The sequence below is a fragment of the Exiguobacterium sp. HVEsp1 genome (genome assembly GCF_002009685.1).
GTDB lineage: Bacteria > Bacillota > Bacilli > Exiguobacteriales > Exiguobacteriaceae > Exiguobacterium > Exiguobacterium profundum.
On the sequence record NZ_KV917367.1, the window covers coordinates 236,816 to 259,716 of the forward strand.

Genomic DNA, 22,901 nt, shown 5'->3' on the forward strand with positions numbered 1-22,901 from the left:
ATACGGTGAAAGGGTAAGAGCACATAAAGAGAAATCTTAATGTGGGAGGGGCTTATGTGTTCGAGTTAAGTTTTTGGTTTGCACTCGGTTTTGCCGTGATTCACTTTTTTTCAGGAAAACTCATTCACGTGCGTGAAGTGCCGAGAAGCCGTTTTTTATCAGTGGCTGGAGGGATTGCCGTTGCTTATGTATTTCTTCATCTGTTGCCAGAGTTAAATGAATATCAACGCGAACTTGAAGGAGAGATTAGAAATAACGTCTTTGCTTCCCTCGAGAACCATATCTTAATCATCAGTATGTTAGGACTGGCTGTCTTTTATGGGCTCGAACGATTTGCAACGGCCAATAAGCGTAAACAAAAATCGTATGTGTTTTGGATTCACATTGGTTCATTCACGTTATATACGTTTAGCATCGGATATGTGCTCGCAGAAAGTGAATTTCAGTCCAATGGCACGATGTTTCTTTATTTTTTAGCGCTTGGCATACACTTTGTCACGGTCGATCAAGGATTACGTCAGCACCATCAGCAACTTTATGATCGACAAGGGCGCATCTTCTTAGCGCTTGCTGTACTCATAGGGTGGGCAGTTGGTACCTTTGCGGAAGTGAATGATCTCGGTTTATCGATTGTTGTCGCCTTTTTAGCAGGTGGCGTCATCTTGAACGTCATGAAAGAAGAATTGCCTGCTGAGCGAGAGAGTAGTTTTGGTGCATTTTTGATTGGTTTATTAAGTTATGCGCTGTTATTGCTCGTCATATGAAAAGGGCAACCACTGCGAGTGGCTGCCCTTTTGACTTATAAGCTATTGCTTTGATTTTCTACGTTGCTGTCGCTCTCTGTTGAAGCATCGTCATCTGAAGAAGTTGAGTCGTCATGGTGTGGACCGTGACCATGGCGACCACCTTCACGTCCACCGCGCATACCACGAATATCTTCCAAGTCATCGTAACTTGTCACATCGGCAAACCGTTCTTCGTGGTCCGCAAGGATTTGATCCGCGTCTTCTTGCGTCAAGTTTCCTTCTTCCACAGCGGTTGCGAGTTTTTCTTCATGCGACGTCATGATCGCGTCGATGAACGCTTCAATTGAAATCCCTTTTTCTTCTGCGAGTTCAGGGAGAGATTGCCCGTTTTCGCGAGCCACATCCACTTCTTCTTGCGTTAAACCGAGCGCTTCGATGAGAGCGGCATGCCCTGCTTCTCGGTCACCGAACATACCAGGCCCTCGTTCACCACGTTCGCATTGTGTGGATGCTGTCGTTGTCGATTCATCAGTCGTCGTGTCATTCGTCGCGGCATATACGCCTGTGCCTGAGACGGCCAATAGACCGGCTAAGGCGATTGCTAGTTTTGTTGATTTCATGTGTATCTCCTCCTTTGTTACTTCAAGTGTAGGACTGAACGCTTCGGAAGTTGTGAGGGAGTTGCAAGATTTCTGCAAATTGTCTTTGGGAAACGGTGGGACGTTTGATGGGTACGATATAATGGATGTGGAGGCGATATGAGATGAACGTACTCGTTGTGGAAGATGAACTAAAACTGGCGGACGGCATGTCCCGCTTTTTAACATATTCCGGATTTGAGGTGACCGTGGCGATGACTTTGAGTGAGGCGAAACAACAGTTGCATCAACGGTTTGATGCAGTTTTATTGGATGTTCGACTCCCTGACGGAGAAGGTTGGACCTTGATTCCGACATTAAAAGCGCAACAGCCCGCACCTGCTATTATCCTGACGACGGCTCGTGGTGAGGCGGATGATCGTGTGTTCGGATTGGAACTTGGCGCAGACGATTATCTAGTCAAACCCATCGTTTTAAAAGAGTTGGAGATTCGACTGAAACGTCTCGTCAAACAAACCGATATGATTCAATTTGGAACGCTCACCATCGACGTCAAATCGAGAATGGTACAAGAGAACGGACATCCGCTTCGATTAACGAACAAAGAGTATGAGTTGTTACTGTATCTTTGGAAACATGTCGGGGAGGCGTTAGACCGGAACCGTTTGCTCGATGAGGTGTGGGACTACGCATTCGTCGGAGATACACGAACGGTCGACACCCACATTAAACAACTGCGTGACAAATCGCCGACCTTAAAAGAACAGTTGAAGACGGTGCACCGGGTCGGTTATCGATTAGAGGAACTGTCATGAATCGATTAATGAAGAAGTTACTTTGGACGGCCATTCTACCACTTGCAGTGATGGCACTTTTAACATTCGGACTTACGTCATTATTGATTGGACGCTTCGCAGAAGAGGAGACGTACGCACAATTGGAGCGCGAGGCGGCGATTGTGTATGAAGCCATTCAAGAGGGCCGTGGAATCCCAGGGCAACTTGACGTGCTTGTATTTCAAAATGGGCAGCGTATCGAGTTCGAACGAGGCGGACGGATGCATCGCATGATGCCAATCAACCTCGATCCGAATGATTTAGAGATTCAGGACGAAGTGGGTGTAAATGGTACCCGCTTCTTGACGTATCTGAAAGAAGAATGGGACATTCAAATCGTGACGTATAGTCCCGTTCCGTTTTCAAATCCACAATTCCAGCAAATCTACCCCATCTTAGCGGGTGGGTTTATTCTGGCCCTACTTGTCGCAATCGCTGTCACGTATTGGATGAGTCGTCGGCTCACGCAACCGCTCGTCGAGTTGAAACAAGCGACCGCATCCATTATGGAGGGGCGACACGATATTAGCTTACCGAGCGTGACGAACGATGAGATTGGAGATTTGACCGTCACCATCGGACAGATGAACACATCACTTCAAGAAAAAGAGGCGCTTCAAAAATCATTTATTTCTGGGATCACACACGATGTGCGTACACCGCTCGCTATCGTTCGAAACGAGGCGGAACTATTAGAGCTTGGTGTTGTCCATGAAACAGAGATGGCCACAACCGGTAAAAGCATTACCGAGGAAGTGGACCGGATCGACCGACTCGTCAATCAGATGCTTGAATACTCCAAATTGTCCGCAGGTTCCATTCCCCTTGAAATGGAATCGATTCAACTCGATGAATTGGTTCGTCGATTGACGCCACGCATGTCCGAGTGGTTCCGACAAAAAGACGTGATGCTCGATTTACAATTAGAACCTGTGACAATACAAGCCAATCGACTAGCGATGGAACGGGTTCTTTCGAACTTCTTGAGAAATGCGTATGAGGCGAGCCCGATTGGGGGACGCATTACCATCAAACTGACACCGAATCGACTAGACGTGATAGACGAAGGGGACGGGATTGACCCTGCCGTCCAATCTTCCATTTGGGATATGTATGTGAAAGGGGATCGCTCTAACGGACATGGTTTAGGTCTCGCTATCACGAAGTTACTTCTTGACGCACAAGGACTTTCTTATGGCGTCGATTCAGATAAGGGGGCGACATTTTGGATCGGATGGACATGACTTTATTTTTACGAGGGGTGCGGTTAGAGAAAGACCGCATACAATCAACGGGTTATCCGTACTCGTTACCAATCTTTCAGACACTCGATGAACTGACGTTTCATCATCCGGTCACGTTTCTCGTTGGAGAAAACGGGAGTGGAAAGTCGACGTTGATTGAGGGGATGGCGGTCGCGGCTGGATTCAACCCAGAAGGCGGAGCACCTTCCTTCCAATTCGAAACGGAGTCAACGCATAGTTCTTTGTATGAAGCGCTACGCCCGATTCGAGGACCGTATCGTCCGAAAGATGGTTTTTTCTTACGTGCGGAAACGGCATACCAGCTATCGAGTTATGTGGATGAGATGGCAAAGTCAGGACGTGATCCTGAACGGTTTTATGAATCATATGGCGGACGTTCCCTTCATGAACAGTCACACGGTGAAGCGTTTCTATCCCTCATGCTACATCGATTTCGTGGAGACGGTCTCTACATTTTGGATGAGCCAGAGGCCGCATTGTCGCCGATGCGCCAACTGACGATGCTCGCACGCATGCATGAACTTGTCCAGTCGGGGAGTCAATTTATCATCGCGAGTCATTCACCTATCTTGATGTCGTATCCAGGTGCGATGATTTTACAAGTGGAGACGGGACTTACTCCGACGGCTTTTGATGACCTCGAGCATGTACGGGTGATGCGTGATTATTTACAGGCACCGGAACGGATGCAGCGAATTTTGTTTGACTAAAAAAGCGGCCTCGGCCGCTTTTTTCATGCTTTCGTAATCTTTCTTAATAAGATGATCGCGAGGCTAACGCCCCCGGCAATCAACATATACAAGACAATCTCCATCCAAGTGTTCATTCGTCGTCTCCATCCGCAAAGATTGCGAGCTCCCCTTGTGGCATCGCGACCAACAGATAGGCGTCTCCACCAAGTGGTCTCGCGTCCCCTGCTTGCCAGCACTCAAAGTGTTCTTGATATCCATTGATGAAGAGAAGGGATCCGGATTCAAATTCCAGTTCGAGGTGGGGGTGTTCGTCACCGAGGCGTATTTGATGGATGCGCTCTCTTCTTAAGCGCATGAGCTGTTCGAGTTGTTCACCTTCGTCAAACGTATTTTGCGTCGCATGGACATGCCACGGTCCCTCGATGGAGATCCAAGATTCCAGTCCTTGACGACTGAAATAGAGAAGATGATGGTTCGGACCAGAACCGAAATCGATTCCGACAAAAGAAGAGGCGGTAAAGAGGTGATGCAAAATAGATGTCGCTTGTTCGTGCTCTGTGGTAGACACACCGTCACCTCACTTTAAAGAGTTGTTATCATTATCATTTCACGTTACCACGCTAAAGTAAACGAATCTAACTCAATCTAGAAAAGAAACTGTAGATGATTCGCAAAGTATAATATTGATTTATTTCACATTTCTGTATACGAAAAAAACGGGCATTCACGATGAATGTCCGTTTTTTTCAAACCTCATTATGCTTCGACAAAGGCAGCGCCGATCACACCCGCATCTCCTGACAATTGAGTGAGGCAGAGACGCGTTTTTCCACTAGCATGTGGATACATTTTATTCGAGACTGCTTGTTGTAATTCGTTCCAAAATAATGAGGCCGACATCATGACGCCGCCTCCTAATACAATCACATCAGGATCGACAGTATGAATGATGTTAGCTAGTGCGCTAGCCAGTTCCTCGACGAAGTGATGGCGGTACTCGTCATCTGATAATAGCGAAGGGACGTTTGTATATCCTTTTTCGCTTGCGCGACTCATGAGCGCGGTACCACTTGCGAGTGATTCGAGAGAGCCTCGATTCAGTACAGGGTGAACTGGTCCGTTCGAACGGATAATCATATTTCCGATTTCACCGGCACTGCCGTTCGCCCCTCGAATGATTTGATGTTTATAGACATAACCGCCACCGATTCCAGTGCTCACTGTTACATAAAAAACAGCATCGAATCCTTTTCCTGCTCCAAATTTAGCTTCTGCGAGAGCTGCCGCATTCGCATCGTTTTCAAGGGTGACAGAAAAGCCGAGGCGCTGTGTTAAAGGCTCAACGATTTTTTGATGGTGCCAATTCGGGAGGTTTGGAGGCGTTAAAAACATCCCTTGTTTCAAATCGAGTGGACCGGGAGCCACAATTCCAACATGCCGGATATCGAATTCAACATTGAATTGATGAATCGCAGTCTCAATAGATTGTAGTGCCTCTTCGAAAGGAAGTTGAGGCTGCGTGTTAAACGTGAGTTGTTTCAGTACTTCACCTTTGAGTGAAACAGCCGCAATCCGAGTGTTCGTCCCTCCTAAATCAATCCCGATTCGGACAGCTTGTTTTTCATCGGAAGGAACACCAGTCACTAGACAAATCGCTTCCCCCTCAATCAAGAACGACTCATTGGCCGGGAGAAGGAGTGTACCTCCCGTAGGTACTTCCATCTCATCAATGATTAATGTTCCTTGCACGACAGATAGTAACCGGAACGTGTCGGTCGAAATCTTTTCTTTCGCTGTAACATGCCATTTTTCCACGAAGAAGAATGGATTCTTCGTCAAACGTGTTCGAAAGTGATCGAGTTGACGGATTGGTTCACTATAGCCAAGGTGAGGGACGAAAGAAGCGAGAATGCCCCTTTCTACGTGAAGTTCACGTGGACGACCGGTCGTCACATCCAGTCGCTCGTAATCGTATAGACGATAGGTTGTGTCCGAACTTTGTTGAATTTCCAGTACGCATACCCCTTTTGTCAATGCATGGACCGTTCCAGCTGGGACATAGAAAAAATCACCGGCATGAATCGATTTTCGTATCAAGCCGTGTTCCAAATCGCCTGTTTCAAGCGCTTTGTTGAAGTCTTCTGAGATGGCATAGGAGTGACCGTAAATGAGTGTCGCATTTGCTGGAGCATCGAGAATATACCAACATTCATTTTTTCCATATGATTCGTTTTCGAGTTGTTCCGCTAACGAATCATCAGGATGAACTTGAATAGACAAATCATCGTTCGCATCAATCCATTTAATCAGTAGTGGAAACACGTCCGCTTTAATTTGAAACAACTCTGGATATTGTTGATAGAGTTCACGCAAAGAAAGACCAACGTAGGGTCCGGAAGCAACGGCTGAACTACCTTTTTCTAATGCAGAAGCCGTCCAAGCTTCACCGATCGAAGGGTCATTGAAATCGAAACCAAATTGCTTCAGACGCTCCCCTCCCCAAAGTCGCTGTTGATAGTGTGGTTTTAAAAGAATAGCGCTCATATCCTGTCCTCCCATTAATTTGATATACACTTATGAATTTAAAAACTAAACAAAGTTTAAATCAAGTATAGACATGAAATAAATCATGTGTATAATAAAACATGTAACCGATTTCAAATAAGGAGTGAGGACACATGAAGAAAATCTTATTAGCGTGTAGTTCAGGGATGTCGACGAGTTTACTCGTAACGAAGATGAAAGATCATGCCACATCAATCGGGGATGAGGCGAAGATTTGGGCAGTCGGTCAAGATCAGGTCGTAACCGAGATGGACGAGGCAGATGTGATTTTGATTGGTCCACAAATGCGTTTCTTGTTGGATAAATTGAAAGCGCAAACATCAACACCGATTGAAGTGATCGATATGATGGCATACGGCACGGCGAATGGTAAAGCTGCATACGAACAAGCGATGAAATTAATGGGGTGAACAACGTGGAACAGGTAGACGAGTTAACCTTGGAGCAAATGGCATTCATGATGATTTTGCACAGTGGCAATGCGAGAAGTACGATTCAGGAAGCGATTCAACTGTATAAAACGAGTTCTTATGAAACGTTCGAAGAAAAGATTGATGAGGCACGTGGACAATTAAAAGAAGCACATCAAACACACTTTTCACAAATCCAAAGAGAAGCGAATGGAGAAAAAACAGACGTCTCTTTATTGCTTCTTCATGCAGAGGACCATTTAATGTCTACGCAAACAATGCTTGATTTGACAGCGGGTTTGGTCGAAATGGTCGAACAAAAGATTGTAAATCCTAATCAAGAAGGGTGAATCATATGTCACAGGACAATAAGATGTTCAACATGATCAGTAAACTGCTCATGCCGATGGCGACCTATTTAAACAACAGTCGCTATTTACAAGTATTGCGAGATGCATTCATGCTCGCTTTCCCGATTACCATGTTTGGGTCAATCATCGTCGTCATTGCAAACCTGCCGTTCCTCGACCGTTTCATGTCCGAGAGTACACTCAGTGTATTTAAAACATCACTCGGAAACGCACCATCTGCAACGATGGGGATTATGTCTATCTTTGTCGTCTTCGGTATCGGGTATTATCTATCGAAAAGTTATCAAGTCGAGGCTGTCTTCGGAGGAGCGATCTCGCTCGTGTCTTTCCTTCTCTTAACGCCTTTCTTGATTGAAGTGGATGGTATGTCAGAGGCAGTCGGGAATGTCCTTCCGTTGGATCGCCTTGGAGCGAAAGGGATGTTCCTTGCGATGATTACCGGATTCCTGTCCGGTGAGATTTATCGATTTGTCGTTCAAAAGAAATGGACGATTAAGATGCCGGATGGAGTACCGCCAGCTGTTGCGAAATCATTCTCAGCACTTGTTCCTGCATTATTAACCTTGACTGTATTTTTAACATTCAACATCATCGTGACGAACTTATTCAATACGAATCTTCATGACGTCATTTTCAACGTCGTTCAGCAACCGCTTGTGACATTAGGGAATGGTCTCATTCCAACGTTGATCGCAATCTTCTTCGTTCAGCTATTTTGGTTCTTCGGACTCCACGGTCAGGTCATCGTCAACTCGGTGATGGACCCGATTTGGAACACATTATCTGTGGAGAACTTGACGGCTTATACCTCGACTGGAGATGTTCCGAACATTATCAGTAAACAGTTCATTGAAATTTACACGGTAGGGCTTGGTGGTTCCGGATCTACACTTGCTGTCGTCGTGGCCATCTTGTTGTTCTTGAAATCGAAACAGTTGAAACAAATCGGGAAACTATCCCTCGGACCTGGACTATTCAACGTAAACGAGCCGGTCATCTTCGGACTTCCAATCGTTATGAACCCGCTCATCATGATTCCTTGGATTGTCGCACCGCTCGTGACGGTAACGGTCACATACTTCGCGATGTCGACAGGCTTAGTCCCACCACCAACGGGTGTCGCTGTTCCATGGACTGTCCCAATGTTCTTGAGTGGTATCATGGCGACGAACTCGCTTGCCGGAGGTCTTCTTCAAATCGTGAACTTCTTCATTATTTTGGCGATTTGGTTCCCGTTCTTGAAATTTATCGACCGAATGAACTTGAAAAAAGAGTTAGAAGAATCAACAGATAAACAAGAAGCAGTGTAAACAAATAGAGAAAATAGAAATAAGGGAGAGATAAAAGATGACGAACCCGACACAAACACGAATGAAAGAGCAAAAGACCTATCAATTTCCGACAGACTTTTGGTGGGGAACGGCTTCTTCTGCTACACAGATGGAAGGTGCTGCTTTTGAAGGTGGAAAAGGATTGAACATCTGGGATTACTGGTACATGCAAGAGCCGAATCGCTTTTTCAATGGCGTAAGCGCAACAGAGGCCTCAAACTTCTATCATTTGTATGAAGAAGATATCGCATTGATGAAAGAACTCGGGCATAACACGTTCCGTTTCTCCATTTCATGGTCACGTCTTTTTCCACAAGGTGTCGGGGAAGTAAATGAAGAGGCAATCACATTTTACAACAATGTCATCAATTGCTTAATCGATCATGGTATCGAACCGTTCATCAATCTGTATCACTTCGATATGCCGATGGCGCTTCAAGAACAAGGTGGTTGGGAATCACGGGAAGTCGTGGAGGCATATGTCACTTTTGCGAAGACATGCTTTGAGTTGTTTGGTGACCGCGTCGAGAAGTGGTTCACGCATAATGAACCGATTGTACCGGTAGAGGGTGGATATTTATATGATTTTCATTATCCAAACGTTGTTGATTTCAAGCGAGCTGTCCAAGTAGCGTACCACTCGATCTTATCGAGTGCGAAGGCAATCGAAGCGTATCGTGACATGGGACAATCTGGGCAAATCGGAATCATCTTAAATCTGACACCCTCATATCCGAGAAGTCAGCACCCAGCTGATTTGAGCGCAGCGCGCATTGCTGATGCGATGTTCAATCGCTCGTTCCTCGATCCATCTGTTTTAGGCACGTTCCCTCAAGAATTAGTAGAAGTGCTGAAGTCTGAAGATGCGATGCCACAGATGGAAACAGGCGATCTTGAACTCATTCGAGAACATACAGTCGACCTGCTTGGCATCAACTATTACCAGCCGCGTCGCGTGAAAGCAAAAGCATCACTGCCGAATCCGGACGCACCATTCTTACCGGAAAACTTATTTGATTTTTATGAGATGCCTGGACGTAAAATGAATCCATATCGTGGATGGGAAATTTACGAAAAAGGAATCTATGATATATTAATCAATCTAAAAGAAAACTATGGTAATATTCCATGCTTCATTTCAGAGAATGGAATGGGTGTCGAGGGTGAAGAGCGTTATCGTGACGAGAACGGAAGTGTCCAAGACGATTATCGAATTGATTTCATTCGCGAACATCTGAAATGGATGCATCAAGCGATTGAAGAGGGTTCGAACGTAAAAGGCTATCATCTTTGGACGTTCATGGACAATTGGTCATGGAGCAATGCTTATAAAAATCGCTATGGATTTGTAGGTATTGACTTAGATACGCAACAGCGTACTGTAAAAAAATCAGGGCACTGGTTTAAACAGTTGATTGACGCTAATGGTTTTACAGAATAATGAAGTAAGCTGACAAAGACTACTCTTTGTCAGCTTTTTTTGATATATTGTACATATATGTCTATACATGAGGTGCTATATGTCTACTAAGAAAAAACCGAAATATGAAACCATTGCTGATGAAATTCGTAAAAGAATTATTGAACACGTTTATCCGCTAGAACATGCATTACCTGATGAAATCCATTTGGCCCAAGAGTTTGGGGTGAGCCGAATGACGATGAAACGTGCGCTTGAGATTCTCGTCATGGAAGGGCTGATTTATCGTAAACGTGGTAAAGGAACATTCATTTTACAGTCGAGCTTCCAAAAAGATCGCATCAACGTGATTAGTAAAGAAACGAGAGGGCTGACTCAAGTAATCGGAGATCGCTCGTTACGAAGTGAAGTCCTGAATTTTGAGGTAAAGTTTCCGTGTCAGGAAGTCGCCAATCATCTCATGATTGAGCTGACAGAACCGGTCTATGAAATACGTCGTGTGCGTTACGTAGACGATGAGCCGTATGTCATCGAATTGACGTACATGGTTGCTAACCTCATTACAGGAATCACACGTGAAATTTTGGAAAAATCCGTGTATGCGTATATTCAAGAAGATCTGGGTTATACGATTACAAGCTCGCATAAAGTGATTCGAGCAGATAAACCGGATGAGTACGACCAAGCTTACTTGAAGAATGATATCACTGAACCGATTATCGAAGTCGAGCAAGTGGTCTATTTAAGTAACGGGAAACCGTTCGAGTATTCGTTTGCCCGTCATCGATACGATAAATTTGTGTTTTCATCGGTCAATATTGTGAAGTAAAAGTCGCCGCGATGGCGACTTTTTCGTAAGGAGGACCCATCGTGGATGTGAAAATTGAACAGGCAGGATACGAGATAAACGAGCCCGTCATCCAAGACATTTCGTTTGATGTACGGGCAGGTGAGATTTTAGGGGTGATTGGGTCGAATGGTGCGGGAAAAACGACCACCATCGCCTGTCTTACCGGAACGATTCCTTGGATGAAGGGAACGGTCGAGATGGAACGCTATGCGTTTATCCCGGAACAACCGGTCTACTATGATTATTTGACGCTATCTGAACATATTGCACTCGTCCAAGAATTAACGGGAATCGATTCAACAGAAAAAACGGAGGAGTTGCTACAGCTATTCCGGTTAGAGCATGTGACCGATCGGTATCTCTCCTCTTTTTCAAAAGGGATGAAACAGAAGGCGATGATTCTATTGGCGCTCATTCAAGAAGCGCGGGTATTGATTGTCGATGAACCATTTATCGGATTGGATGCGACGACGACGATTCAGTTACTTCGACTGTTAGAAGCGGAGCGTACGAGGGGGGCAAGTGTCTTATTAGTCACACACGTTCTTGATACGGCCGAGCGATTATGCGACCGATTCGTATGGATTGATGATGGACAACTGCTCGCGAGTGGGACGAAAGTGGAGATTCGTGAAGCGCTCGATACAGAGGGGATGACCTTGTTTGACATGATGGAAGATGTGGCGATGCGATGATTGCGAAACGATTGTTTTGGATGCGTGTCTCCCGGTACATAAAACAGCAATGGAAGACGGTCCGATTGATTGTCGACTGGACGATTTTTTTATACGGTGTCCTTCCTCTTCTCATATGGGCAGGCTATTCCTACTGGCAAGTCTGGGAAGGGAACTTCCCCTGGTTAGGTGACATCCCTTATTTTCTCTGGGCACTTCTGATTGGATGGTTCATGTGCCAAGACCGTATGTTTGTCTGGATTGAGCGTGCCGATCTCATCCTTGTGTCAAACCGGGGCATGATTCGGGATTTAAAAAGGTATTCGGTTTGGTATCAACTTACGCAACACGTGATTCAATATGGATGCTATCTGCTGTTGCTTGCACCGATTCTATACGTAAAAGGAAGGGACGTGGGCGAGATTCTCGCGTTTGGGGCTGCACTTTTTCTACTCGCTTGGTGTCACGCATGGGTCCAGTATCATCTACGTCTCCGACACGCCCATCTCATGAAGCGATTTTTAATCGTACTCCTTGCTTTTGTAGGCGTGTATGCGTTATTGATTGAGTCGATATTGCTTAGTGTGTTGATCGGAAGCACCATGGTCACATTTGCGTTATACGTAGGGGAAGCATGGGTGTCGAAACATCCGAGTGTCGGTCGAGAAATTGAAATCGGAGAACGTGAGCGTGCCTCATTCGATCGTGTCCTGTTGACGACGTCAGGAGCCATCGAGAAGACGAGTGAGCGGAAACGTCCCCTGTATCGACCGAGACCGAATCGCTTCGGCACCGTCAGACGGACGATGGCACTCCTTATGTACTTTAGAACGCCGAGTCATCGGAATTTATGGTTTCGACTCATTCCGCTCGGGATCACGAGCGTGATTCTTCTCCCAAGTTGGTTCAAACTAGTGGTTCCGATTTATCTGTTGTATGTCGCCTATCAAGAACAGACGTCGTTCACGAGAGAAATGGAGCGACATCCATTCTTTCAATCCATTCAAGAAAGAGGTTCATCATGAACGAACAGCAGTATGAGCAACTGTTACAAATCGAGACGGCCAAACCTCAGCAAGGATTTCCGTCCTCGGCCGAATATCATCGTTATGAGCCGACTCCTTACGAGGCACTCGATTTGCTTCGGGACGCTTATCCGTTGGAGTCCACAGATACGATCGTTGATTTCGGTTCGGGCAAAGGGCGTCTGCCGTTCTATTTAGCGTATACGTTTCGTGTGAGGGCGATTGGTGTCGAGATGGACGGTGGATTTCATGAGGAGGCACTTCAAAATTGGATGAGCTATACGAAGAAACATCGTAATCGGGGAAGTGTTCAATTGGAACAGGGATTCGCGGAGGGATTCATGATTCCACCGGATGCGAATCGATTCTACTTCTTTAATCCGTTCTCGGTGAACGTCTTCCGCCAAGTGATTGCCAACATCATCGAATCTGTTGAAACGGTTCCTCGCCCGGTCGATGTGATTTTATATTATCCGGCGGATGAGTACCTCCATTATTTGAACGACGAGACGCCTTTTCAGTACGTACAAACGGTGCGATTGCCGCTGAAGAATCTTCATGAGCGATTTTTGATTTATCGGTTTGATATGATGGAGTCATCTTGGTAATGGAGGAGTGAGCACGATGAAAAAGAAAGACATTTTAGAAGCGTATCGTTGGCGTCAAGCGACGAAAGCGTTCGATGCGGATCGTAAAATCAAAGAAGAGGACATGGAGTTCATTTTAGAGACGGGACGTCTTTCGCCGAGTTCGTTCGGATTCGAGCCATGGCAATTCGTCGTGGTGCGTCGGGAAGATTTACTCCAAAAGATTAAAGATCATGCATGGGGAGCGCAAGGTCAGGCACTGACTGCCAGTCACTTTGTGTTGATCCTCGCAAGAACACCGAAAGCCATGCGTTACGATTCGGACTATATTCGTCATATCGTGACGGGTGTACAGGGCCGGACGGAAGAAGAATACGCACAGCGCGTGAAACGGGTACAGGAGTTCCAGGAGGACGACTACCGTCTTTTAGACGATGAGCGTGTCTTCCAGGAATGGATCAAGCGTCAGACATATATCCCTCTTGGGAACATGATGACGGCTGCCGCACAAATCGAGATCGATTCATGCCCAATTGAAGGGTTCAATCAAGAGGAGATCGATGAGTTGTTAATCTCAGAAGGTGTGATGGAACGTGGGGAATGGTCACTTTCAGTCATGGTCGCATTTGGGTATCGAGCGCGCGACTTTGCACCGAAAACACGTCGTGATTTTAACGAAGTCGTCAAATATATCGGATGAAAAAAAGGTCAATCGCCTCAGCGATTGACCTTTTTGAATTATTTCCAGTCTGTGATGCGGTCGACTGGGAAACGGACTGATGGGTAACCTTCTTCGGCTGCTTTCCCGATAGAGAGAAGCATGACTGGGAGGTAACGCTCTTTGTCGAGACCGAACGCTTCAGCGATGTTCGCTTTATCATATCCACCGATTGGGTTTGTGTCATATCCGTGTGCGCGTGCGACGAGCATGAGCTGCATCGCAACGAGACCTGAATCGAGCATGATGCTATCTTTGATCATTTCTTTCGGTGCATCTTTGAAGATGCCTTTGATCATGTCGACTTGACGGTCACGGACCTCAGCCGGCATCATACCGCGCTCTACTGCTGTATCGAAAATTTCTTCTGTGTAATCTGCCATCTGATAGTCGGCGAAGAGTGCGATCACAGCTGAAGATGTTTCCACTTGGCGTTTGTTGAAGCTTGCGAGTGGGAGGAGTGTTTCTTTTCCTTCTGCGCTATCGATGACGACGAAGCGCCATGGCTGTAAGTTAAGGGATGAAGGAGCTGTTGTCGCTTCTTCAAGAATTTGTGTCATTTCTTCTTTTGAAATTTTGACGTTCTCATCGTATACACGAATCGAGCGGCGTCCTTTGACAATCTCCATAAAGTCTTTTTGTGTGGCAGTGTTCATATTGTAGTCTTCCTTTCATGGTCAATAGTATCTTGTAACATCGTGAGTGATGCTAATAACTGTTGTTGATCCTCTACCTTCATGTTGACAAAAAGTCGGTCCGTTAAGCACTCTTTTTGCTCAGTCCAATGTGCAATTTGTTCACGACCATCGTCTGTCAACTCAACATAGATGACACGGTTGTCTTGTTCACAGCGTCTCCGCGTGATGAGTCCTTGTGTCTCTAACTGTTTCAAGTGTCGGGTGATGGCGGCATGGTCGACATCGACGCGCTGTTGCAATTCACGTTGCCGCAATGGACCGACGTGATACAAGTTGCTCAAAATGTCATAGCGACTCAAGCTGAGCCCGTCCATTTCAGAGTCGAATAATTGCCCTAATTCTTTTTGTACAGTGATGATGTGATAGAGAATTTGATCACGAAGCGAGCAAGAATCTCGCATGCACATCGCCTCCTCAAATCATTGATGACTCAATCATTGATGGGTCACACAATGTATAGTAAACCCAACCTGACGATATTTCAAATAAAAAGTTTTAAAAAATAGGTTGTCAAACTGTTATATAATAGTCTATATTATAACCAACTGATATATAACAATGATTAAAGGAGGATGTGAACGCTTGGAACACTATGAACGACTAGATAAGTATCATATTCATGAGAAACTGCTCGAATTTGTGAATAAAAACGTTCTTGAACCTCATGAAATCAATGATTTTTGGGAAGGGGTCGAATCGCTTCTAGAGCGTTTCATTCCAGTGAATCAGACACTTCTAGAGCAGCGCAAGACATTCGAGCGATTGTTACAGGAATGGTACAGCAGGCAAGACGAAGTCGATCCAATCGAATACGAGACATTTTTAACGTCGATCGGCTATATCGAACCGGTCGTCGAAGATTTTAATATCGACGTGTTGAATGTCGATCGCGAAATCGCTCATCAAGCGGGACCGCAACTCGTCGTACCGTTAGACAATGCCAGATATGCACTCAATGCCGCCAACGCCAGATGGGGAAGTCTCTACGACGCTCTTTATGGGACGGACATGATTGACGAGACAGATGGTATGGAAAAGGGGAGAGCATATAATCCCGTTCGCGGTAATGAGGTCATTCGGTTAGCGAAACAGTTTCTGGATGACACGTTCCCGCTACCATCAGGGTCGCACAAGGAAGTGACACGATACGTCGTTCGTGACGATGTCGCTTATGCGGTAATCGGGGACGACGAGCATTCGTTCGCAGATGATTCTTTCGTCGGTTACACCGGGGAACCGAACGAGTTGAAGACGTTAATGCTCCAGCACAATGCCTTGCACGTTGAACTTCAATTCGACCGCGAGCATCCGATCGGAAAGATTGATCCTGCTGGACTGATGGACATCGAGCTCGAATCAGCCCTATCCGCAATCGTGGATTGTGAAGACTCGGTCGCAGCCGTTTGCGCGGAAGACAAAGTTCATCTGTATCGTAATTGGCTCGGTCTAATGGATGGGACGCTTGAAGCCTCGTTCCAAAAAGACGGGAAGCGACTCTCTCGGCGTTTAAACGAAGACAAGCGTTTGCTTGGAAAAGGTGGGGTGGAAGTCGTCCTCCCAGGACGCGCGCTCTTGTTCATTCGGAACGTTGGACACTTGATGACGACGGACTTGATTCTTGATGCAGAAGGTCGCGAGGTACCAGAGGGGATCGTTGATGCCATCTTTACTTCATTGATTGCAAGTCGCCATCTTCATCGTCGTCTCAACTCTCGGGAAGGATCGATTTACATCGTCAAGCCGAAAATGCACGGCTCTGAAGAAGTGGCATTCACCAATGTTTTGTTTGATGCCGTGGAAAATCTGCTGGACCTTCCTCGCTATACGTTAAAAGTCGGCGTGATGGATGAAGAAAGACGAACGTCGCTCAACTTGAAAAATTGTATCGCGCAAGTAAAAGAACGGGTCGTCTTCATCAACACGGGCTTCCTTGACCGGACGGGAGACGAGATTCATTCCTCGATGACGCTCGGACCGATGCGTCGGAAGGGAGAAATGAAGACGTCACCTTGGCTCGCTGCATATGAACGGTTGAATGTATGGATCGGTCTCGAGAGTGGGTTCCATCATCAAGCACAAATCGGAAAAGGGATGTGGGCGATGCCCGACCGAATGCAGGATATGATGCGTGAAAAATTGGCACACGTACGCTCCGGGGCAACGACGGCATGGGTACCTTCACCGACCGCGGCGACACTCCATGCGATGCACTATCATCAACTCGATGCTTTTGATGTACAGCGAGAATTGATGCAACAGCCTGTTTTGAAACACGAACGACAACAGCTTCTTGATATCCCGCTCGCGATGCGCATCTATTCGCAAGAAGAGATTAAAGAAGAGCTTGAGAACAACTTGCAAGGATTGCTCGGGTACGTCGTCCGTTGGGTCGAACAAGGTGTCGGTTGTTCGAAAGTGCCGGATATTCACCATATCGGACTGATGGAAGACCGGGCGACACTCCGGATTTCGAGCCAACACGTGGCCAACTGGTTGCATCACGGCATCTGTTCAGCAGAACAAGTCGAGGTCACCCTTTATCGGATGGCACGAGTCGTCGATGAGCAAAACGAGTCAGACCCGAATTATCGACCGATGACGCCGAACGTCGATCAGTCGATCGCCTATCAAGCCGCCCACGAACTCGTGTTTCATGGGTTGAAACAGCCGAACGGGTATACGGAACCAATCTTACATTGCCGCCGCCGTGAATTTATGAAACGACAAACTGTGGAGTTAAACCTTAAAGGAGGAACCTCATCATGACAACGAAAAAAATGGAAAGCGAACAGTTGATTGAACGTTGGGTCGTCCGCCGCATCGTATCTGGAGAATCGACAGCATCTTTGGCGAATACGGCATTCGTATACGGCAACGACTTGATGCGCCTCGTCTTGGATCGTGCAGACGGTTCGCTCCAAATCATGAAAGAGCCGATCGATGAAGTCGTCGTTTTCCGAAAGCCGGAAGATCGGGACGAAGAAAACGTTTGTCGTTGCTGCGGGATGGAGCATTCGACGTTTAAGGCAGCGTTGGAATGCTGCGCTTACCTCGACTAAATCATTTCATTTGCACCATCTGTTATATAACAAAATTAATTTTATGAAATTAATATAATACAGGAGGGTTTATTGATGAAACAACGTGAAGAATTGTTGAACAGCTGGAAGTCAGAACGATTTGAAGGGGTAGAACGTCCATACTCTGTAGAAGACGTCATGAAATTACGAGGGTCTATCGTGATTGAACATACGCTTGCGACAAAGGGAGCGGAACGCCTGTGGCAATTGATGCACGAGCGTGACTACGTCCATGCACTCGGTGCGTTGACAGGGAACCAGGCGATTCAGCAAGTAAAAGCAGGACTCGAAGCCATCTATTTGAGTGGTTGGCAAGTAGCGGCGGATGCGAACCTGTCAGGTCACATGTATCCGGACCAAAGTCTATATCCGGCCAACTCGGTACCAAGTGTCGTCAAACGAATCAACCAAGCGCTTCAACGTGCTGACCAAATTCAAACGGCAGAAGGGAAAGGCGACACGCATTGGTTCGCACCGATTGTCGCGGATATGGAAGCCGGTTTTGGTGGGGTGCTCAACGTATTCGAATTGACGAAGGCGATGATCGAAGCAGGTGCTGCCGGCGTTCACCTCGAAGACCAGCTCTCGTCTGAGAAGAAATGTGGTCACCTCGGTGGGAAGGTGTTGCTCCCGACGCAGACGGCTGTGAAAAACTTGATTTCGGCTCGGCTCGCGGCAGACGTCATGGGCGTCCCGACAATCATCGTAGCGCGGACAGATGCGCACGCGGCGAACTTGATCACGAGCGACATCGACCCAATCGATCATCCGTTCATCATTGGAGAGCGTACGCCGGAAGGCTTCTATCGTACGGAAGCTGGTATCGAGCAAGCTATCGCTCGCGGTCTCGCTTATGCACCGTATGCAGATCTCGTCTGGTGTGAGACGTCTGAACCAGATTTAGCAGAGGCACGTCAATTTGCCGAAGCGATTCATGCGAAGTATCCAGGCAAACTTCTCGCTTACAACTGCTCGCCATCGTTCAACTGGAAGAAGAAATTGTCAGACGAAGAGATTGCCACGTTCCAACAAGAAATCGGTGCAATGGGCTACAAGTTCCAGTTCGTCACACTCGCTGGATTCCACGCGCTCAACTTCGGCATGTTCGAGCTCGCACGCGGGTACAAAGATCGCGGCATGGCAGCGTACTCGGAGTTACAACAAGCAGAATTTGCGGCTGAAGTACATGGTTACACGGCGACACGTCACCAACGGGAAGTCGGAACGGGTTACTTCGATGAAGTCTCGCTCGTCATCTCAGGTGGACAATCATCAACGACTGCACTGGCTGGATCGACAGAAGCAGAGCAATTCACAAATTGATCATATTTTGGAGACGCCAACTTGTTGGTGTCTCTTTCTTTATGTGAAAGTGTGTGAATCAGTTCGATGAATATGTGAAAAAAAGATGAATCAAAATTCATTTTAACTTCTTCAATTCGACGAATAGTTGCCACAAATAGTAAGAGTAAACCGTTTCCATTCCTTGTATACTCAATCTGTTCACAAGTTGGACACAATGATAAAGGGGGAAGCATCATGCAAGGGGAACGGTTAAACAAACGTAACGCTTGGTATCAAGCGATTTGGCGTTGGCACTTTTATGCAGGTCTCATATTTGCACCGATTTTCATTATCTTGGCTGTGACAGGAAGCATTTATTTATTTGAACCGCAAGTAACAAAGATGCAATACAAAGACATGATGACGGCATCTTTCACGGAAGAACAGCCGATAGAAGTCCAAAAGGAATCATTCATGACAGAATATCCGGATGCGATGATCACATCGATTCGTTTGCCGGATGAAGGTGAATCGACTCGAATCGGTTGGATGAACGAAGACGAGATGATGTATACATATATTCATCCAGAAACGACAGAAGTTTTAGGAACACGGTCTGCTGAAGGTAGCATGGATTTATTAGTTGTGATTCATGGCACACTATTAGGTGGTCAAATCGGGAGCTGGGTCGTCGAACTCGCAGCATCCTGGGCAATCATTCTTCTTATTACGGGGACATTCTTGTTTTGGCCACGTGGTAAGAATCCGCTTCGGATGCTTATGCCGAAGCTTGGGAAAGGACGACAGTGGTGGAAGCAGATGCACGGTAGCGTCGCCTTATGGTCATCGCTAGGCCTCGTGCTCATTATCAGTTCAGGGTTGGCTTGGTCATCCGTTTCGGGTGCGATGCTGCAGTGGGTTTCCTCGTCGACAAACACGGGAGCACCGACGTATGCCTATGCGTTTGGCGCCAAGCCGGAATCGACCGTGACGACAAAAGAGGTGGCAGAAGACGTACCTTGGGCGACCCAAGCAGATCTCGTTCCAACCTCTTCTCCAAGTACGCTGTTGCCGATTGATTTAAATCAGGTGGGGAACAAGTCCACGATTGATCGACCGTACACGATCTCGCTTCCGGAAGGCGAAACAGGCGTCTATACTGTCACATCGGCAGCAGGTCATCCATTTAAAGAATCGACGGTGAACTTAGATCAATATAGTGGTGAAACACTCAGCTCTGTGACATACGCAGATTACGGGGTTCTCGGAAAACTGATTACGGTCGGAATCGCGTTCCATGAAGGTCGCCTCTTCGGTTTGCTCAATCAATTGGTTGGGGTCGCACTTTGTCTAGGTCTCATTTTCGTGGTCATCAGCTCGTTCGTGATGTGGCGCAAACGGAGAATCGGATCGATCGAACAGATGAAGCGGTTTGAGGACGAACGGATCAAACGAATCGTCGGTATTTTGATTCTACTTCTTGGTGTGACATTACCGCTCGCAGGGATCAGTATTCTTGTCGTTCTCCTATTTGATTGGTTAGTCGGGCGCCGGAAGTTGAAAGCGGAGGTGGCGGCATGAAACGATTTAAAGCAGTCCTTCCTGTCATCCTAGCGACGATTTGGTTAGGTGCGTGTCAACTTCAGCCAGTAGAACGCACCATTGATCCGATTGGCATTCAACTGATCGTACCTGAACGTGTAGAAGTTGGCTCGACGACGCTTGCGATGAAAATATCGAATGATGAACGTGTGACAGAAAGCCATATTCAAGTCACGCCTTACGATTCGGAAGAGACCCGGACGTATGAAGTGACAGAAAAGGATGGCTATCTCGTGACGAGCGTGAAACTCAATCAAGGAATCTATCAAGTGAACGGCATGGTGCATGAAGGGCAGAAAGTGTATACCCCAACTGCATGGATGATTGTCGGCGATGTACCGCAAGACCAAATCGACCAATTGCAGCAACCAATCGTTCACTCACACGACCATGATGGTGAACATCAGCATTAAAAAAGTAACCGTTGCGTATGCAGCGGTTACTTTCGTTTAAGACGTATCCCGATCTCTCCAATGAGAACGGCGAGGCCCATGAATCCGGCACCGAGAATGGCCATCTGATTCTGGTTGGCGACCCCGATTCCGTTCTCGAATTGATAAATCTCACGTGTTAAGAATTGAATCGGCTCACCGGATGTGAGTGCTTGTTCATAACCGAGCCAAATCAAAATCGAGAATGTGGCAATTGAAACCAAAAGTCCGATGAATGCGGTAGTACTGACACGGATTACGGTTCGAGTCATAGCAATTCCTCTTTTCCTGTTTGTATACGATACGTCACAAGCTGAGGAAAAGATTCACGAGGTAATCATTTCGGAATGGTCAACACTTGCCCGACACTGATTAAGCTGACGTTCGTGATATTGTTGGCGGCCGCGATTTTCGCAACAGTTGTGTTATACATCGTCGCAATCTTGTACAGCGTGTCCCCTAATTTGACCGTGTATTTTACCGTAGTTATCGGTGGTGTGATCGTCGTACCTGGGATGACGAGCACTTGTCCGACATAGATGGAGTTGACGTTTGTGATGTTATTGGCGGCTGCGATTTTTGCGACGGTCGTATTGTACATCGTCGCAATCTTGTAGAGTGTGTCGCCCGATTTCACCGTATATTTCACAGTCGTCGTAGGTGGTGTAACGGTCGTAGTTGGAATGATGAGCACTTGTCCGACATAGATTAAGCTGTAGTTCGTGATGTTGTTGGCAGCCGCAAGCGCCGACACGGTGACACCGTATGTCCGTGCGATACTGTACAACGTATCACCTGACTTCACGGTATACGTTTTGTTCGTCGATGTGTTTTGATAGGCCAGTAATTGCGAGACCGTGACAAATTTGTACCCTTTTGCTTTGAGTTGTGAAATCATCGTTGGGAGTGCGAGCGGTGTACCCGGGGCCCCGGCTCCGGTATGCATCAAGACGATTGAACCCGGTTTGATGTTAGTCTGAACTTTCGTGTTGATTTGGCTTGCGGTCAATCCTTTCCAGTCAACCGTATCAATGTTCCATTGAATCGTGTATCCGTATCCTGAAGCCCCGACACCGCTCAATACGGGACTATTCACTGCACCAAACGGGGCTCTGAAAATCGGTTTTGTCGTTTTTCCGGTCAACGATTTAATCAAAGCTTCCGTGCGGTCGAGTTCGGATTTCATCTGCGTGGCAGTCAGTTTGGTGAAGTCAGGGTGTGTATACGAGTGATTTCCGAGTTGATGTCCTTTTGCGGCGATATTTTTAATGTACTGTGGATGGTTATTTGCGCCCGACCCCGTTAAAAAGAAAGTGGCTTTGACATTGTTTTTTGCTAAAATGTCTAAAATCTTGTTCGTGTTCGCCCCGTCTGCCCCGTCATCGAACGTCAATGCGACGACCTTGCTCGTCGTGTTCACGCTCGTGACAAATTTTGAAGCGGCGGCACTGACGGAAATCGATTGTGTGATCACCATCGCCAATAAGATGAACAGCGCCATCGCCCCACGAATGACCTTACGTTTCATCTGAATTCGCCTCCATTCATGATGTAACTCTCTTGATGTTAAGACTTTCCAAATGATTGACCTTGATATATTTTATATACCCCTTTTTAGAAATGATGGACTAAAATTCGGAAATGTACTCAATAAATTTTGATTCAACTATATGTGTGAAATTTGTGAGAATGTATCGCGGGATATATCACAGAATAC

25 protein-coding genes are annotated in these 22,901 nt (G+C 46.6%); 18 read left to right on the forward strand and 7 right to left on the reverse strand.

Annotated features, from left to right (window positions below; all coding sequences use genetic code 11):
• The first annotated feature begins 56 nt into the window (after positions 1-56).
• Complete coding sequence (locus tag BV910_RS01160; RefSeq protein WP_078146055.1) at positions 57-764, forward strand: hypothetical protein; 708 nt, start codon at positions 57-59, stop codon at positions 762-764.
• A 35-nt stretch (positions 765-799) separates the two neighbouring features.
• On the opposite strand, the gene BV910_RS01165 is transcribed toward BV910_RS01160, so the two are convergent.
• Positions 800-1,366: a hypothetical protein gene (locus tag BV910_RS01165; protein WP_078146056.1), complete on the reverse strand. Its 567-nt coding sequence runs from the start codon at positions 1,364-1,366 to the stop codon at positions 800-802.
• Between the two features lie 143 nt (positions 1,367-1,509).
• Between BV910_RS01165 and BV910_RS01170 the strand changes: the two genes are divergently transcribed.
• Genes BV910_RS01170 through BV910_RS01180 form a run of 3 tightly spaced genes read left to right on the forward strand, consistent with a single transcriptional unit; the run spans position 1,510 to position 4,156 of the window.
• Positions 1,510-2,160: a response regulator transcription factor gene (locus BV910_RS01170; RefSeq protein WP_078146057.1), complete on the forward strand. Its 651-nt coding sequence runs from the start codon at positions 1,510-1,512 to the stop codon at positions 2,158-2,160.
• Positions 2,157-3,425 (forward strand): sensor histidine kinase, encoded by a 1,269-nt coding sequence (locus tag BV910_RS01175; RefSeq protein WP_078146058.1) that lies wholly within the window; start codon positions 2,157-2,159, stop codon positions 3,423-3,425. The genes BV910_RS01170 and BV910_RS01175 overlap by 4 nt, the downstream gene beginning before the upstream one ends.
• Positions 3,416-4,156 carry an AAA family ATPase gene (locus BV910_RS01180; protein ID WP_205728297.1) on the forward strand — a complete coding sequence of 247 codons (741 nt, stop codon included), beginning with the start codon at positions 3,416-3,418 and terminating at the stop codon, positions 4,154-4,156. Before BV910_RS01175 ends, BV910_RS01180 begins: the two co-directional genes overlap by 10 nt.
• A gap of 112 nt (positions 4,157-4,268) precedes the next feature.
• Here the strand turns inward: BV910_RS01180 and BV910_RS01185 are convergent, their stop codons facing one another.
• Positions 4,269-4,706 (reverse strand): hypothetical protein, encoded by a 438-nt coding sequence (locus BV910_RS01185; protein ID WP_078146059.1) that lies wholly within the window; start codon positions 4,704-4,706, stop codon positions 4,269-4,271.
• Between the two features lie 188 nt (positions 4,707-4,894).
• Entirely contained in the window at positions 4,895-6,682 is a 1,788-nt protein-coding gene (locus BV910_RS01190; RefSeq protein WP_168169826.1) for a type I phosphomannose isomerase catalytic subunit, read from the reverse strand.
• Positions 6,683-6,816: 134 nt separating this feature from the next.
• Here BV910_RS01190 and BV910_RS01195 point away from each other — a divergent pair, with 134 nt between their 5' ends.
• The 9 genes from BV910_RS01195 (at position 6,817) to BV910_RS01235 (ending at position 14,071) form a co-directional block, all read left to right on the forward strand.
• Positions 6,817-7,113, forward strand: coding sequence for a PTS sugar transporter subunit IIB (locus BV910_RS01195; protein ID WP_015880368.1), 297 nt, complete (start codon positions 6,817-6,819; stop codon positions 7,111-7,113).
• A 5-nt stretch (positions 7,114-7,118) separates the two neighbouring features.
• On the forward strand, positions 7,119-7,463 hold the full coding sequence (locus BV910_RS01200; protein ID WP_041917964.1) for a PTS sugar transporter subunit IIA: 345 nt from the start codon (positions 7,119-7,121) through the stop codon (positions 7,461-7,463).
• A 23-nt stretch (positions 7,464-7,486) separates the two neighbouring features.
• The gene (gene celB / locus BV910_RS01205) at positions 7,487-8,794 is read left to right on the forward strand and encodes a PTS cellobiose transporter subunit IIC (RefSeq protein WP_078147884.1); all 1,308 of its coding nucleotides are present in this window, start codon (positions 7,487-7,489) and stop codon (positions 8,792-8,794) included.
• Positions 8,795-8,831: 37 nt separating this feature from the next.
• A complete protein-coding gene (locus tag BV910_RS01210) occupies positions 8,832-10,256 on the forward strand; it encodes a glycoside hydrolase family 1 protein (RefSeq protein ID WP_078146061.1) in 1,425 nt (474 codons plus the stop codon).
• Between the two features lie 79 nt (positions 10,257-10,335).
• Positions 10,336-11,064, forward strand: coding sequence for a GntR family transcriptional regulator (locus BV910_RS01215; protein WP_074035076.1), 729 nt, complete (start codon positions 10,336-10,338; stop codon positions 11,062-11,064).
• A gap of 41 nt (positions 11,065-11,105) precedes the next feature.
• A complete protein-coding gene (locus BV910_RS01220) occupies positions 11,106-11,780 on the forward strand; it encodes an ABC transporter ATP-binding protein (RefSeq protein ID WP_078146062.1) in 675 nt (224 codons plus the stop codon).
• On the forward strand, positions 11,777-12,784 hold the full coding sequence (locus BV910_RS01225) for an ABC transporter permease (RefSeq protein WP_078146063.1): 1,008 nt from the start codon (positions 11,777-11,779) through the stop codon (positions 12,782-12,784). The genes BV910_RS01220 and BV910_RS01225 overlap by 4 nt, the downstream gene beginning before the upstream one ends.
• Positions 12,781-13,392: a class I SAM-dependent methyltransferase gene (locus BV910_RS01230; RefSeq protein WP_078146064.1), complete on the forward strand. Its 612-nt coding sequence runs from the start codon at positions 12,781-12,783 to the stop codon at positions 13,390-13,392. Before BV910_RS01225 ends, BV910_RS01230 begins: the two co-directional genes overlap by 4 nt.
• A 16-nt stretch (positions 13,393-13,408) precedes the next feature.
• Complete coding sequence (locus BV910_RS01235; protein ID WP_078146065.1) at positions 13,409-14,071, forward strand: NAD(P)H-dependent oxidoreductase; 663 nt, start codon at positions 13,409-13,411, stop codon at positions 14,069-14,071.
• 38 nt (positions 14,072-14,109) lie between these two features.
• Here the strand turns inward: BV910_RS01235 and BV910_RS01240 are convergent, their stop codons facing one another.
• Together BV910_RS01240 and BV910_RS01245 are read right to left on the reverse strand one after the other, a co-directional pair.
• Positions 14,110-14,745: a nitroreductase family protein gene (locus tag BV910_RS01240; RefSeq protein WP_015880377.1), complete on the reverse strand. Its 636-nt coding sequence runs from the start codon at positions 14,743-14,745 to the stop codon at positions 14,110-14,112.
• On the reverse strand, positions 14,742-15,188 hold the full coding sequence (locus BV910_RS01245; RefSeq protein WP_078146066.1) for a MarR family winged helix-turn-helix transcriptional regulator: 447 nt from the start codon (positions 15,186-15,188) through the stop codon (positions 14,742-14,744). The genes BV910_RS01240 and BV910_RS01245 overlap by 4 nt, the downstream gene beginning before the upstream one ends.
• Before the next feature lie 181 nt (positions 15,189-15,369).
• Between BV910_RS01245 and BV910_RS01250 the strand changes: the two genes are divergently transcribed.
• The 5 genes from BV910_RS01250 to BV910_RS01270 all read left to right on the forward strand — a co-directional run bounded on the left by BV910_RS01250 (position 15,370) and on the right by BV910_RS01270 (position 21,166).
• Positions 15,370-17,553, forward strand: a complete 2,184-nt coding sequence (locus BV910_RS01250) for a malate synthase G (protein ID WP_205728282.1) — start codon at positions 15,370-15,372, stop codon at positions 17,551-17,553.
• The gene (locus BV910_RS01255) at positions 17,550-17,846 is read left to right on the forward strand and encodes a hypothetical protein (protein WP_015880380.1); all 297 of its coding nucleotides are present in this window, start codon (positions 17,550-17,552) and stop codon (positions 17,844-17,846) included. Before BV910_RS01250 ends, BV910_RS01255 begins: the two co-directional genes overlap by 4 nt.
• A 75-nt stretch (positions 17,847-17,921) precedes the next feature.
• The gene (aceA, locus tag BV910_RS01260; protein WP_078146068.1) at positions 17,922-19,190 is read left to right on the forward strand and encodes an isocitrate lyase; all 1,269 of its coding nucleotides are present in this window, start codon (positions 17,922-17,924) and stop codon (positions 19,188-19,190) included.
• 216 nt (positions 19,191-19,406) lie between these two features.
• Complete coding sequence (locus tag BV910_RS01265) at positions 19,407-20,732, forward strand: PepSY-associated TM helix domain-containing protein (RefSeq protein WP_078146069.1); 1,326 nt, start codon at positions 19,407-19,409, stop codon at positions 20,730-20,732.
• On the forward strand, positions 20,729-21,166 hold the full coding sequence (locus tag BV910_RS01270; RefSeq protein ID WP_078146070.1) for a hypothetical protein: 438 nt from the start codon (positions 20,729-20,731) through the stop codon (positions 21,164-21,166). Before BV910_RS01265 ends, BV910_RS01270 begins: the two co-directional genes overlap by 4 nt.
• 26 nt (positions 21,167-21,192) lie before the next feature.
• Here BV910_RS01270 and BV910_RS01275 read toward each other — a convergent pair whose 3' ends face one another.
• Together BV910_RS01275 and BV910_RS01280 are read right to left on the reverse strand one after the other, a co-directional pair.
• On the reverse strand, positions 21,193-21,456 hold the full coding sequence (locus BV910_RS01275; protein ID WP_047795807.1) for an LlsX family protein: 264 nt from the start codon (positions 21,454-21,456) through the stop codon (positions 21,193-21,195).
• A gap of 65 nt (positions 21,457-21,521) precedes the next feature.
• Positions 21,522-22,712 (reverse strand): LysM peptidoglycan-binding domain-containing protein, encoded by a 1,191-nt coding sequence (locus BV910_RS01280; protein WP_078146071.1) that lies wholly within the window; start codon positions 22,710-22,712, stop codon positions 21,522-21,524.
• Positions 22,713-22,901 lie beyond the last annotated feature (189 nt).

Coding starts and splice junctions, on each gene's coding strand:
- BV910_RS01165 (WP_078146056.1), bottom strand. CDS start 1,366: ATGAAATCAACAAAACTAGCAATCGCCTTAGCCGGTCTATTGGCCGTC.
- BV910_RS01170 (WP_078146057.1), top strand. CDS start 1,510: ATGAACGTACTCGTTGTGGAAGATGAACTAAAACTGGCGGACGGCATG.
- BV910_RS01175 (WP_078146058.1), top strand. CDS start 2,157: ATGAATCGATTAATGAAGAAGTTACTTTGGACGGCCATTCTACCACTT.
- BV910_RS01180 (WP_205728297.1), top strand. CDS start 3,416: ATGGACATGACTTTATTTTTACGAGGGGTGCGGTTAGAGAAAGACCGC.
- BV910_RS01190 (WP_168169826.1), bottom strand. CDS start 6,682: ATGAGCGCTATTCTTTTAAAACCACACTATCAACAGCGACTTTGGGGA.
- BV910_RS01195 (WP_015880368.1), top strand. CDS start 6,817: ATGAAGAAAATCTTATTAGCGTGTAGTTCAGGGATGTCGACGAGTTTA.
- celB (WP_078147884.1), top strand. CDS start 7,487: ATGTTCAACATGATCAGTAAACTGCTCATGCCGATGGCGACCTATTTA.
- BV910_RS01210 (WP_078146061.1), top strand. CDS start 8,832: ATGACGAACCCGACACAAACACGAATGAAAGAGCAAAAGACCTATCAA.
- BV910_RS01215 (WP_074035076.1), top strand. CDS start 10,336: ATGTCTACTAAGAAAAAACCGAAATATGAAACCATTGCTGATGAAATT.
- BV910_RS01225 (WP_078146063.1), top strand. CDS start 11,777: ATGATTGCGAAACGATTGTTTTGGATGCGTGTCTCCCGGTACATAAAA.
- BV910_RS01230 (WP_078146064.1), top strand. CDS start 12,781: ATGAACGAACAGCAGTATGAGCAACTGTTACAAATCGAGACGGCCAAA.
- BV910_RS01235 (WP_078146065.1), top strand. CDS start 13,409: ATGAAAAAGAAAGACATTTTAGAAGCGTATCGTTGGCGTCAAGCGACG.
- BV910_RS01240 (WP_015880377.1), bottom strand. CDS start 14,745: ATGAACACTGCCACACAAAAAGACTTTATGGAGATTGTCAAAGGACGC.
- BV910_RS01245 (WP_078146066.1), bottom strand. CDS start 15,188: ATGCGAGATTCTTGCTCGCTTCGTGATCAAATTCTCTATCACATCATC.
- BV910_RS01255 (WP_015880380.1), top strand. CDS start 17,550: ATGACAACGAAAAAAATGGAAAGCGAACAGTTGATTGAACGTTGGGTC.
- aceA (WP_078146068.1), top strand. CDS start 17,922: ATGAAACAACGTGAAGAATTGTTGAACAGCTGGAAGTCAGAACGATTT.
- BV910_RS01265 (WP_078146069.1), top strand. CDS start 19,407: ATGCAAGGGGAACGGTTAAACAAACGTAACGCTTGGTATCAAGCGATT.
- BV910_RS01270 (WP_078146070.1), top strand. CDS start 20,729: ATGAAACGATTTAAAGCAGTCCTTCCTGTCATCCTAGCGACGATTTGG.
- BV910_RS01275 (WP_047795807.1), bottom strand. CDS start 21,456: ATGACTCGAACCGTAATCCGTGTCAGTACTACCGCATTCATCGGACTT.
- BV910_RS01280 (WP_078146071.1), bottom strand. CDS start 22,712: ATGAAACGTAAGGTCATTCGTGGGGCGATGGCGCTGTTCATCTTATTG.